Source organism: Streptococcus sp. 3613, from assembly GCF_013277375.1.
GTDB lineage: Bacteria > Bacillota > Bacilli > Lactobacillales > Streptococcaceae > Streptococcus > Streptococcus pseudopneumoniae.
The window spans coordinates 1-13065 of record NZ_VMMV01000059.1; the positions used below are offsets into that span (position 1 = coordinate 1).

The following is a 13065-nucleotide window of genomic DNA, read 5'->3' on the forward strand; positions in this document are numbered from 1 at the left end:
AAAGATAGTATAATACAAACAGTAATTATTTTCAAATATTTAGAAATAATATTTAATTCGCTTGGTTATTTCTAAGTATTTAGAAATAGTGTTTTTCTGCAATTAAAAAACAGTCCATTTTTGTATGTCATAATAGTAAATCTTGTGAGGTTTTGTAGCAAGTATTCAAATAAAAAGCGCATACTATCAGGAGTAAAAGCTTGATAGTATACGTTTTATCTTATGAAATATTTACTGGCTGTTTTTTTCAAACTGACTTTTTAAGAAGTTACCTTATCAACAATTTTAAATAAGTTTATGGAGCTATCTTTGGAAAAACTGTAGAATTTCAAAAATTACTACAGACCTTGAATTTTACTTATCATTTCAATGATTTAGATTGCTTACATTTTGTTTTGATAAGTTTTACGGTAATCTCCAGGAGAAAGTCCAGTCCTTTGTTTAAAAATTTTAGTAAAGTAAGAATAATTATCATACCCTACTTGACAAGATACTTGTGATATCGAAATATTTGTTTGAGATAGGAGAGATTTAGCAGCATTAATGCGCTTATCCGTTATATATTTAACAAGAGTTTCTCCAGTTTCTTTTTTAAAAATTCTAGCTAAATGATCTGCGCTGAGATAAACCATATCTGCTAATATAGAACGATTTATATCTTCATAGTAGTGATGATCTATGTATTCGACAATGCGTTGAATACTATTTTTCTGGTTTTCAATGTTTGTTGCAAATTTCTTAGCATGCGACCAGTAATAATCAAAGTAATCCTGAAAAGATTCAATTGAATGAAAGCGTCGTTGGAATAAGAAATCATGAGTGCTGTTTTGGAATAATTTATGTGCCGAGATTCCATTTTGATCTAGATATATTCCTATTTGTTGAGTCCAATCTAGTAAAATTTGCTGTAGTGTGAAAGTAGGAATTTGAGAATTATAAGCAAGTGAATTGATTTTTTCTCTTAATTCGTATTCACTTAGGGTATCTAAAAAAGTAATTGAAAGAGTTTCTGTTTTAAAGGAAGTTGGAAAACTATGTGGAACACATGTAATAGTATTCCAATAAGAAACATATTGTTCATTATAAGTGTAGAGTTCTTTGGTATGAAATAAAATATCGGATATTTTATGGCAACTCTTATATATAATGTTGGAGTATTTACTAAAGTTATTAGAAATTTGAGAATGAATCTCATATGCCAATTTGTCACTACGTTTGGATGAGTCTACTCTAAAGAGACAAACATATTGATCAACCTGGCTTTCCATCTTGAATAGACTTATCAGCTTATAAGAAGGTTGTGAAATTCTTTGAAGTTCTCTTTTTAGTTGAGAAGTCCATGATGGAGTTTCTGCAGAATAATCTTCTTCATTAAGATTGATTGTTAAAACTGCAAGAAAAAAATACTGGTGTTTTTGAAGAATAAAATCTTGTTTGCTTGCTATATTTTCTAGCTCATCAATGCGAGAAATTTGAGGTTTTCTAAGGTAATCATACCAGAAGTTATCTTCTATTTGTAAAAGTGCATCATTTTTTCCGTTTAAGTTATGATTCTCAATTTTACTAATGGCTTTTTGAATAATAAATTCTAATTTTTCGAAGTTAATGGGTTTTAGATAGTATTCGAAGCTTTGCAATTCAATTGCTTTTTGAGCATAGTTGAAGTCGGCGTAATTGGTTAAAAAAATTGTTTTTATATCATATTTTTCATTTCTAATCCACGATAAGAGTTCGAGGCCACTACCTTGAGGCATTTCTATATCGCTTATCATGAGATCAATAGGATTCTCTCTAATAATATTTTGAGCTTGAGTGAGGCTATAGGCAACATAAACAGTGTCAATGTGTAGTTTAGCCCAATTTATTTTCTCTCGTAAAGCTTCAATGATAAAACGATCGTCATCAACTAATAAGATGTTCATTATAACCTCCGTCTATAATCTTGTATGGAATAAGTAAAAGAATTTTAGCCCCACCTTCTTCATTATTTTCAAATGCAATACTATAGTCATTAGGATAGAGAAGATTTAAACGTTCGATGGTGTTTGTGATCCCGATATGATGTCCATCTTCTGTTATTAGAGACTGTTTCTGATTTAGTTTTGATAAAATTTCTTCAGAGAAACCTGGACCATTATCCTCGATACAAATCTGAATATAATCTGAGTTCTCAGTTTTTACTTTTTTTATTGATAGTAAAATTGTAAATAAATCCTGAAATGAAAAACCGTGTTTGATTGTGTTTTCAATAAACGTTTGTAACAGTAACGATGGAACAAGAGTATCTTGTAGGTCATCATTGTAGTTTAGTGAAAAGTAGATGCTATTTCCATATCGAATTCGTTGTATTTCTAAATAATCTTTAATATGCTGAACTTCATCTTTAAGTTCTGAAAAATCTTGATTAGCCATAAATAAATGACGGAGATAATTTGAAGTTAGGATAGTTAATTCTTCAATTTCCTTGTAGTTTTTTGTTTGAAGCATACTATGAATCATTGATAACATATTTAAGTAGAAATGCGGACGAATTTGGTTCTTAAGATAATTAAGTTCTATCTTCTTAAGTTCTAGTTGTGAATGGTATTCCCGTATTTTTAATTCTTGCATATCAAATATTACTTTATTAAGTTTATCATTTGCCTTATCAATTTCTAGTATACCTTCAGATATAAAAAATTCAGAAGGGGGGATGGAGTCTCCGAGTTGAGAGAGTCGTTCAGTGAGTCTTGTTATTGGTTTAATCATCCATTGACGAATATACAGGATAATGATGATTGATAAAATGGTGATAATGATAGGAACAGCTGATAAAAATACTTCTAAGAGTGTGATATTTCTAAAGACTTCGGCATAATCGACTAAAACATAAATATCGAAAGGTAAATGCGTTTTTTCATTTTGAGCATGAATCAGGTAGTTTTCGGAGGGTATATTGTTAGGCTCTTTTAGAGAAAGTTTACCATTATTTCCAATATTAAGTTTTCTTAGAGGTTTTAGGATATCTTCTGAAGATATGACGGCATAAATGATTTTTCCTTCGTAATGAACAGATTTAACTAAGTATTCGCTGTTTTTAGTAGTTATATTTTTCCATTTACGGTCACTTATATCACTACGCAATGATTTTAGATTTATTTTTAACAGTAAATAATCTTCATATGGAATATAGAGATTGGAGACATTTATAAAATGATCAGTACTATCAGTTTCTAATAAGAATGTCATATGAGTTTCATTTTGATATTCAAACTCTGTAAAGCTAGTTTGAACTTTTTTAAGATTTTCTTGATATTCAAGAAACGTTTGTACATGATTTAAGTTCTCTAAAGATTCATTATGTGTTATTGTTGAGTACATAAAGCGTTCTACAGAATGCAATTTCTCATTAACAGAGTCAGCATAAATTTCAATTGAACTACGTAGGTGTACTATATTTTGATTTTTAATAAAATTTCTGGTGATGTTACTCATAGCAATATTGATTAAAATATTTATCAATAGTAGTACAAGTAGGAGTTTAAAGAAAAAATGAATGGAATGTTTTTTTGATAAGTCGTGATTTAATTTCATATACTATTCTCCTCTTAAAATTATAGCACTTTGAAAATACGATATCATGTAACAAAACAGATATGTTTTATCAAGATGTCGGAAAAGTAATAGTTTTTAAAATTAAAAAACTGAAAAATTGATAAACCTAGTCCAAAAAGTTCTATTAAGGGAATTCTATATGGTGTAAAATAATCGTAGAAAATCAGATGGGAGGAAAAACATGAAAGTAGCATCTCAACTTCATAAAATAAAATTAAAGCATAGTATTCCGTTATATATATTACTTTTTCCTTCAATATTGCTATTAATTTTATTTTCCTATATTCCCATGTTGGGACTAATTATTGCATTTAAAGACTATGCACCAGCCAATGGTATCTTTGCTAGTCAGTGGGTAGGATTTAAGTACTTTACTCAATTTTTCTCATCATTCCAATTCGGGACAACTATGTTCAATACATTAAAAATTTCACTTTATAGTATTGTAGTAGGATTCCCCTTACCTATTATACTAGCTATCATTAGTAATCAGTTAAGAGTTGGGAAATTTAGAAAAATATTTCAAGTGACAACTTACTTACCTCATTTTATCTCTACAATGGTTATGTGTGGGATGATCATCTTATTTTTATCTCCTACTAGTGGTTTGTTAGCGAATGTATTTAAGTCTGTTGGAATCACTATTCCAGATTTTTTATCAAAACCTAGTCATTTTGCAGGTGTTTATGTTTGGAGTGATGTATGGCAACATATTGGTTGGGATAGTATTATTTATCTGGCGGCGCTTTCTGCAATTGATCCTACATATTATGAGGCTGCAACTATGGATGGTGCCTCTAGGTTACAAAAAATTCGGCATATAGAATTACCATTGCTTTTGCCGACTGCTATGATTTTATTAATATTAAGAGCAGGTAGTTTATTAAGTGTAGGTTTTGAGAAAGTGTTACTACTACAGAATCCACTTAATTTAGCAGGAAGTGAGATAATTTCGACCTATGTTTATAAAGTTGGTATGGTGAATTTTCAGTATAGTTATTCGACAGCTATAGGGTTATTTAACACCGTAGTCAATCTAATAATTTTGTTATCTGTTAACTGGTTCTCAAAAAGATATACTAGAACGGGTCTTTTTTAAAGGAAGGAGTGCTTAAAGTGAGATGGTTTCATAAATCAAGAAAAACAAACTCTGAATTATTATTTGATATAGTTACCTATGGTTTAGCAATTTTCCTTATCTTGTTAATTGTTTATCCGTTATGGTTTGTAGTGATTGCATCTTTTAGTAATCCTTCAGATGTTGCAAATGGAAAGGTATGGTTTATTCCTAGAGAATGGAAATTAGATGGATATTTACGTCTTATTCAACAACCTTTATTTTTACGTAGCTATCTAAATACCATTTTATATACTGTTGTTGGTACCTTAGTTGCTTTAGTAGTCAATATTCCAGCTGGTTATGCTTTATCTCGAAAAGAATTAGTTGGTAGAAAGTGGATGAGTATTCTATACATAATCCCTATGTTTGTATCAGGTGGCTTGATTCCTACCTACTTAACAGTAAAGAATGTAGGCTTGATTGATACATTTTGGGTAATGGTAGTACCTTTTGCGGTTTCATCATACAATATTATTGTTGCTAGAACTTTCTTTAATAATAGTATTCCAGACGGGATGTGGGAGGCTGCGCAAATTGATGGCTGTGGTACAATTCGTTATTTTATTAAAATAGTTGTTCCGTTATCAAAAGCTATTATAGCAGTTATTGGACTTTGGACTGCAGTTGGTATTTGGAATTCGTGGTTTAATGCTTTAATTTATTTAACGAATGAAAATTTACAGCCATTGCAATTAATTTTACGACGTTTACTAATTAGTAATCAAATGTTACAATCGCAAGCAACAGGAGAAGTGGCATCAGATCTTCGTATCAAAGCCGATATGATGAAATATGCAGCAATTGTTATTTCAACCGCTCCGATAATGTTGCTATATCCCTTTGTTCAAAAATATTTTAATCAAGGTGTAATGATTGGCGCCTTGAAAGAATAGGAGAAAAACATGAAAAATAAATCATTTACATATTTGTTCTTAGGAACGGTTACACTTGCTGGCTTAACAGCCTGTGCAAATTCCAATAATGCGAATAAGGACAATAAGTCTGGAGAAGATTCTTATAAAATCACAACTGTTCGTTGGTCTGACTGGGGGGAAGATTATCATAAAGGTTTTCTAACAGATTCTGCCAAGGAAGCAGGTATTGATGTTAAATGGGATACACTTGTAGCTGCAGATTGGGCAGATAAGAAATCTGTTTTGGTTGCTAGCGGAGATTTACCAGATGCATTTTTAGGTTCAAATGCTTTTACAGATTCAGAAATTGCTCAGAACCAATCTTTGTTTATTCCATTGGAAGATTTAATCAAGGAAAACATGCCTAATTTAACTAAGGCTATGGAGAAAGAACCTAAGATTAAAGCGATGATTACTTCACCAGATGGTCATATCTACAGCCTGCCTAAAAAATTACCGATGCGCCCTACGGTAGCTAATCAGCTATTTATTAATAAAAAGTGGCTGGATAATTTAGGATTAAAGGTTCCAGAAACTTATGATGATTTAGTAAAAGTACTACAAGAATTTAAGGATAAAGATGCGAACGGAAATGGAGACGCTTCTGATGAAATTCCATTCGGAGCAGGAAACTTTGATCCAACATTCTCATATATTCTTCCGTTCAATAATCGTTTAGGGGCAGATAATACATATGAAATGTCTGTAAAAGATGGAAAACCAGTCTACCTTCGTACAGAAGAAAGTTATAAACAAGGGATTGCAGCAATGCACGAATCTTATAAAAAAGGTTTGATTGATCCGGAAATCTTTACAGAAGATACCTCTATGAGTGTTGCGAAACGTATGGATAAGGGAGTATCTAGAGTAGGTGTTTCTAGTGGTTGGACAGCAGATGCAACGTTTGGCTTACATTCAAGTGAGTATATTGCCCTACCTGCTTTAAAAGGTATGGATGGAAAACAATATGTCTTTTCTGATCCAGATCATTATAACTATGGTCGCAATGAAATTTTGATTACAAATAAGAGTAAAAACCCTGCTAAATTATTGAAATGGTTGGATAAATTATATACAGATGAAGCAAGTATTCAGAATTTCTATGGATCATTTGGAATAGCTACTGAAAAGAATGGTGATAAGTTTAAAGTGTTACCTCCTAAAGATGGTAAATCAGCTGATGAATGGGCATGGATTAATTCACTTCGAGATTTTGGTCCTAAATACGTAAGCGATGATATCAATAGTCGCGTAGAAATCGATCAAACACAAGGTGATGGATTGAAATTGAAGATGGACCAAGATTTGAAACAATTTGCGTTGCCAGCTTACCCTAATGTGATTTATTCACAAGAAGAGCTTAACAAATTATCATCAATCTATGTTAGTATTGAATCTTATGTCAAACAACAAGCATCTAAATGGGTAGTTGAAGGTGGCATAGAAAAAGAATGGGACTCATACAAAGAAACTCTTAAGAATATGGGATTGGACGAATTTATGAAGATTCAACAGGAAGCATATAATCGTTACCAAAAAGAAGTAAAAGAGTAATACTTTATATGAACTCTTGGTTGTATAAACAAGGGACTAGCTAATTACAGGAAGCGAGACTGATAACATCAAATTATCTCGCTTCCTTTATTCTAATTTTTAAAGAAATTTGGAAATGTTTTTTAAATAATTTAGGTAATATTTTGTACAACTGACATTCTAAAATATAGAGTTAAGACGATTGATTTTATGGAGAATATATTATGCAAAAATTATTTTCATTAGATGGAAAAGTGGTTAGAATTTTAACTTTTTTGACAGATTTAATTATTTTAAATACTCTATTTATTGTTAGTTGTATTCCAATAGTTACAATTGGGGCATCATTAACTTCTCTTACGACAATGTGGTATCGTATTTTAAAAGGTAAAGATACCGATATTGCTTATCATTATTTTCGGATCTTTAGACAAAATTTTAAACAGTCAACTTTTATTTGGTTGTTTATCCTCCTAATAGAATTACTTTTATATGTGAACTATTGTCTTTGGGGCTATTCAAGTTTATTTTCAGAGTATAGTTTATTGTTAGTGTTGCCCTTTTTATTTGTTATAATACTTTTGATGAGTGTTATTTTTCCCTATATTGGTCTATTTAAAGATAATCTAAAAAATAGTATTGTAAATAGCGTATTAATTTGTATGTTAAATCCAATACAAGCTATCATGTTGGTTTTATTTAATATTTCTGTACTGTATATGAGTTTTAGTAGTCCAGAACGAGTTTTAACAGCTATTTACGTATTTACATTTGGAGGATTTGCTTTTTGCGGATTGATGAATGTAACGATAACAAATAAAATGTTTGATAAGGTAAAGAAATTTACTAAAAGGAGGAAAACAAATTGAAAATTTTTAAGGGAGAGTTTTATCGAATCTCTGTATTAACAGACAAGTTAGTAAGGTTAGAATACTCTCAAACTGGAAGTTTTGAGGATAGAACGACACAACTTATCTATAATAGAGATTTTGGCCAAGTTTCGTTAAATTATATAGAGACATCAAACGTACTAGATATTATGACGGACTATTTTCATCTGCACTTTAATAAAGGAGAATTTAACGCCGAAAATTTATTTATAGAATTAAAAGGAAATTTTGCCGTATATGGTAGTCGCTGGTATTTTGGTGAATCTATTGAAACGTTAAAAGGAACAGCTCGGACTCTGGATAAGGCAGATGGAGCAATCTCGTTAGAAGATGGAATTATTAGCCGAAATGGTATAGCCTTATTGGAGGATTCTCAAGGATTTATTTGGGATGAACAGTCTGGTTATATTGAGAGAGAAAATCAAATTGACCTCTATTTCTTTGCCTATGGGCATGATTATAGAGGAGCAATCAGAGACTTTTACCATTTGACTGGTTCAACACCCTTGTTGCCAAGATATGCTTTAGGGAATTGGTGGAGTAGGTATTGGCCTTATACGTCGGATGAATACTTGGATTTAATAGATAGATTTGAAACAGAGAAAATTCCATTATCTATCGGTGTGTTAGATATGGATTGGCATATAACTGACATTCCAGCTCGTTTTGGAAGTGGCTGGACAGGATATAGTTGGAATAGAAACTTAATACCAAATCCAGAACAGTTATTGCAACAACTTCATGATAGAAAGTTAAAACTCTCCTTAAATGTCCATCCTGCTGATGGTATACGGGCTTATGAAGAAGCTTATCCTCGAGTCGCCAAACGATTGGGGTTAAATGTAGAACTAGAAGAACCTGCTATTTTTGATTTTTTTAATCCATCTTTTAGGGAATCCTACTTTAAAGATGTTCATTATGAGCTAGAAAAGCAGGGAGTAGATTTTTGGTGGATTGACTGGCAACAAGGGACTCAAGGCATATTGGATCCACTATGGCTTTTAAACCATTATCATTATCAGGATAGTTGTAAAAATGCAGAAGGTGGTTTGATTTTATCAAGGTATGCAGGTCCTGGTAGTCACCGCTACCCTGTTGGTTTTTCAGGGGACACTATTATTAGTTGGAATTCCTTAAGATTTCAACCTTATTTTACAGCGACAGCATCAAATATCGGTTATAGTTGGTGGAGCCATGATATCGGTGGGCACATGCTGGGGGATTATGACGGGGAGCTACAAACTAGATGGCTACAGTTTGGTGTTTTTAGTCCGATCACTCGATTACATAGTTCTAGAAGTCCCTTCAATAGTAAAGAACCTTGGTTTTTTTCAGAAACAACATCTAAGATTATGAAGAAATACCTTCGTTTGAGACATCAGATGATTCCATATCTATATACCATGAATGTAAAGACACATGAGGAAGGTGCCCCATTAATCAGCCCAATGTATTATTTCTACCCAGAGAATGATGAGAGTTATAATGTTCCAAATCAATACTTTTTTGGAACAGAACTGATGGTGGCTCCCATTGTAGAAAAGATGGATTTGGCATTCCAATCTGCAAAAGTAGATGTATGGTTCCCTGAAGGTGAATGGTATGACTTCTTTTCAGAGAAAAAATATACAGGTGGTGTGAAGTTGAGTGTTTATAGAGACATTTCGACGATACCTGTGTTCGCAAAAAGTGGTGCAATCATTCCCTTGGTTGGTTCTGAGATAGATATGGGTGTTGATTTACCTGAAGTTGTAGATTGGTATGTATTCCCAGGCAAACAACATTCTTTTGAAATGCTTGAAGATCAAAATGGTCAAAGATATAAAACAAGATTATCAATCGATTGGGAAATGGGGATGGTAGAGTTAACATTACAAGGAGATTCTAGTATCGTTCCAAGTAATAGAAGGCATAGAATTCATTTTAAAGGAACGAATGTGCCTATAATTGAATTGCCAAATAAGAATGATACAGCTAGATTTGAATGGAAAGATCATAAAAGGACATCCCTAAATGATGAAGTTTTTAGACTACTAAAAATGGCTTCTCTTCCATATGAATTAAAAGATAGAGTGTTAAATCAATTCATCAATGCCAAAAATTCTCATGACTTAATGAATATCTTGCATCATCAGGATAAGGAATTGAGAGGGCGTTTGTTGGAAATAATATTTACTAGCGAAAACTAATTGAGATAATTAGAAAGTTATTTGTTTAGTGTATATGAAGCTTCGGTATGGTATTTGTTATCATTGGTCACATTGAAAATGTGAAATAAGTAGCTACAACATAGACTTTACAACACTTCATGTTTCATATCATGGGGTGTTTTTCTATTTAAGTCAAAGCCAATCAAAAAATCTCACTATTCATCAGGCTAAAAGAAACCTAATCATAGTGAGATTGTGAATTATAGTAATTTTTGTATCGCCTCTTCAATTTGTTTTGGGTCTGTTTTTGAAGAGAAGCGCTCAAAGACCTGCCCATCACGACCGATGAGAAATTTAGAGAAATTCCATTCGATTCGTTTTCCTAGTGGGCCAGATTTTTGTTCTTTCAACCAAACATAGAGGGGATCTGCCTCCTTACCGTTGACCTTGATCTTGGCAAAACGTGGGAAAGTGGTTTGATAGTGTAGGCTACAGAAGGCGTTGATTTCCTCTGCGCTACCTGGTGCTTGTCCCATAAACTGATTGCAAGGGAAGTCTAAAATCTCAAAACCTTGTTCTTGATAGCGATCATAGAGTTCTTGAAGTCCTTGGTACTGGGGCGTTAAACCACATCCAGTAGCAGTGTTGACAACCAAGAGAACTTCTCCACGATAGGCATCTAGTGGGGTTTCTTGATGGTCTTGGTTTAAGACTGAAAAATCGTATAGTGAAGTCATTGATTGCTTTTCTCCTTCTGTTTGGTATTTTTAGGAGTTTTCTCCTCTTGTAGTGATAGAAATCCGTAGGTCAGGGTTCCGAAAATACTACCGATAATCAGGCCATACATCAGGAAAGGAACACTTTTATCGAATTGCATGAGCAACTTCGCAAAATCTGAAAGGGACATCTGCTGAACGAATACTTTATGAAAGATGAGTAGGGTAAAGAGGCCAATCTGAATACCGATAAACACAATCCAACTTCGGAATTTGATTTGGGCTTTGCTGTAGGTTTTGAGGATGATTTCTGACTTGTCATCTTTTTCCAGCTGGAGTTCTTTGACGGCTCTCTGAGTTTTTAAGGTAATGAAAAAAATGAGTCCAAAATAGATGTAGGGTATAACATTTCGAACAATTTCGATAAAGCTTCCGAACAAAATATAGAATAGGAAGAGAATGAAGGAAGAGTAAAAGATTTGGATCATGGAACGGGCGCAAGCCTTGTAGATAACCTCTTGACGGCATTCATCAAAAGGCCCTTGGATATGAAAGAAATTTCGAAGTAGGCGAGTGGTGAAGTCTTCTTTGTTCATGCTAATAACCTCCTAAATGAGCAGTTTTACTGACTTTCTTTTACGAATTGATAGAGATAATAAAGATAAGTGATAGAAGAAATGCTAGCGATAGTCAGCAGTAAATAATATTTCCAATTGCCTGAGACGAGCATCAGTTGTGGCAAAGATAGAATCATAAAGCATAGTGCTAAGTTGAGTATGCGCGTTTTTGGGGAGTCAATCTTTAGATAAGTCAGTCCTTTGTTGAGGGCTGGAATAAAGACTAGAAGGAGGAATATCTCTCTGATTGGTAAGTCCCCTGAAATGATGATGAAGATGAGCAGAGAACTGAACAAAAGATGATAGGTAAGTAAAGTTACTAGTGATTTCATAAGTCACCTCTTAATCCTGGTCTTTTTTAGCTTTTGCAATGCGAAGTGAGTCGACAATATGTATCATCACTCCGAAAAAGAAAGCTCCCAGTATAGTTTTAAAAATATGTTTTGTATTTAGAAGAGAACTGATAAAATTTGGATTTTCACTTGTTAGGGTATCAATGAGTGGAATTATAAAAAATATCACTGTTCCATAAATCGAACCTGCTTTCAGACCAGGATAACGTAACTGTTTCTTTTCTTTTTTCATGAGTTTCCTCCTAATCCTCATCTTGATCTTTCTTAGTTTTTGCAATGCGACGGGAGATGATAATTTGTATAATCACTCCGAAGAAGAAAGACTGGAGAATACTAGAAAAAATATTTTTAAAAGCAAGAAGTGACTGAAGATAGTCCTGACTCTCACCTAGCAGTATATGGAGAAGAGGGGTTGTAAAAAAACTCATTAATCCATAGAGTAGACCTGCTTTCAGACCAGGGTAGTGTAGTTGCTTGCTTTCTTTCTCGCTCAGCATATCTGGATCAATAGCTGTAATCCCTGTTTTTTTGGTTTGGGAGAGCACATAGAGAGCAGAAATCATCGAAATGCCGAATACCACAAGAGGATAGCCGATAGCGACAATTTGTGGGTATTTATAAGCGAGGACAAAGGGGATGAGATTTCCAAATGTCATCAGATAAAAGAGGATGATAAAGACTTGATTGCCGATACGATCAGCCTCACGTCGTTTGTGTTCATCAAGTGGTCCTGAAATGCCATAAATGCGTTTGATCAGTTTTTCCGTGAAGGTTTCTTTTTTCATAAGTTTGCTCCTTTTTTAAAAATTATCCTCCCAAAAGAGACTGTTGAGGTCAGTTTGGAGGCTGCGGGCGAGATTGAGACAGAGTTCCAAGGTTGGATTGTACTTGTCGTTTTCAATCATATTGATGGTCTGTCTCGAGACACCGATATCCTTGGCTAGTTCTAGCTGGGAAATGCCCAGTTCCTTGCGAAATTCTTTCACACGATTCATCTGGTCTCCTTTCTGATTTATGTCGTATATATTTGACTATATTATATTCTTTTAAATATAAAGTGTCAAGTATTTTTGACATATTTTTTGAAGAAATAGTAGTCTCCTTGTCCGATTATCACATTAAAATGAAAGCTCTTCTAGGCATAAGAAAACACCTCTGAGTTATACTTGTTGTTCAAC

General features: G+C 33.1%; 13 protein-coding genes. 5 read left to right on the plus strand and 8 right to left on the minus strand.

Annotated features, from left to right (window positions below; genetic code table 11):
* Positions 1-383: 383 nt before the first annotated feature.
* Entirely contained in the window at positions 384-1922 is a 1539-nt protein-coding gene (locus HT708_RS07610; RefSeq protein ID WP_054392943.1) for a helix-turn-helix domain-containing protein, read from the minus strand.
* Complete coding sequence (locus HT708_RS07615; protein ID WP_054392944.1) at positions 1903-3573, minus strand: histidine kinase; 1671 nt, start codon at positions 3571-3573, stop codon at positions 1903-1905. Before HT708_RS07615 ends, HT708_RS07610 begins: the two co-directional genes overlap by 20 nt.
* 202 nt (positions 3574-3775) lie before the next feature.
* Here HT708_RS07615 and HT708_RS07620 point away from each other — a divergent pair, with 202 nt between their 5' ends.
* The 5 genes from HT708_RS07620 (at position 3776) to HT708_RS07640 (ending at position 10240) form a co-directional block, all read left to right on the plus strand.
* Positions 3776-4693 (plus strand): ABC transporter permease subunit, encoded by a 918-nt coding sequence (locus HT708_RS07620; RefSeq protein ID WP_054392945.1) that lies wholly within the window; start codon positions 3776-3778, stop codon positions 4691-4693.
* 17 nt (positions 4694-4710) lie between these two features.
* On the plus strand, positions 4711-5607 hold the full coding sequence (locus HT708_RS07625; RefSeq protein ID WP_054392946.1) for a carbohydrate ABC transporter permease: 897 nt from the start codon (positions 4711-4713) through the stop codon (positions 5605-5607).
* A gap of 9 nt (positions 5608-5616) precedes the next feature.
* Positions 5617-7182 carry an extracellular solute-binding protein gene (locus HT708_RS07630; RefSeq protein WP_172926226.1) on the plus strand — a complete coding sequence of 522 codons (1566 nt, stop codon included), beginning with the start codon at positions 5617-5619 and terminating at the stop codon, positions 7180-7182.
* Between the two features lie 203 nt (positions 7183-7385).
* The gene (locus HT708_RS07635; protein ID WP_054392947.1) at positions 7386-8030 is read left to right on the plus strand and encodes a YesL family protein; all 645 of its coding nucleotides are present in this window, start codon (positions 7386-7388) and stop codon (positions 8028-8030) included.
* Positions 8027-10240, plus strand: coding sequence for a TIM-barrel domain-containing protein (locus tag HT708_RS07640; protein ID WP_054392948.1), 2214 nt, complete (start codon positions 8027-8029; stop codon positions 10238-10240). Before HT708_RS07635 ends, HT708_RS07640 begins: the two co-directional genes overlap by 4 nt.
* A 221-nt stretch (positions 10241-10461) precedes the next feature.
* On the opposite strand, the gene HT708_RS07645 is transcribed toward HT708_RS07640, so the two are convergent.
* From HT708_RS07645 to HT708_RS07665, 6 genes are read right to left on the minus strand one after another with little or no spacing between them, the layout of a single operon-like run.
* Entirely contained in the window at positions 10462-10938 is a 477-nt protein-coding gene (locus HT708_RS07645; protein ID WP_000203037.1) for a glutathione peroxidase, read from the minus strand.
* On the minus strand, positions 10935-11513 hold the full coding sequence (locus tag HT708_RS07650; RefSeq protein WP_001030849.1) for a DUF3278 domain-containing protein: 579 nt from the start codon (positions 11511-11513) through the stop codon (positions 10935-10937). Before HT708_RS07650 ends, HT708_RS07645 begins: the two co-directional genes overlap by 4 nt.
* Before the next feature lie 26 nt (positions 11514-11539).
* On the minus strand, positions 11540-11866 hold the full coding sequence (locus tag HT708_RS11895; protein ID WP_050208529.1) for a hypothetical protein: 327 nt from the start codon (positions 11864-11866) through the stop codon (positions 11540-11542).
* 10 nt (positions 11867-11876) lie between these two features.
* Complete coding sequence (locus tag HT708_RS07655; RefSeq protein WP_000711738.1) at positions 11877-12119, minus strand: hypothetical protein; 243 nt, start codon at positions 12117-12119, stop codon at positions 11877-11879.
* A 10-nt stretch (positions 12120-12129) separates the two neighbouring features.
* The gene (locus HT708_RS07660; RefSeq protein ID WP_000712339.1) at positions 12130-12672 is read right to left on the minus strand and encodes a DUF3278 domain-containing protein; all 543 of its coding nucleotides are present in this window, start codon (positions 12670-12672) and stop codon (positions 12130-12132) included.
* Between the two features lie 15 nt (positions 12673-12687).
* Positions 12688-12882: a helix-turn-helix transcriptional regulator gene (locus HT708_RS07665; RefSeq protein ID WP_001082471.1), complete on the minus strand. Its 195-nt coding sequence runs from the start codon at positions 12880-12882 to the stop codon at positions 12688-12690.
* Positions 12883-13065: the final 183 nt, after the last annotated feature.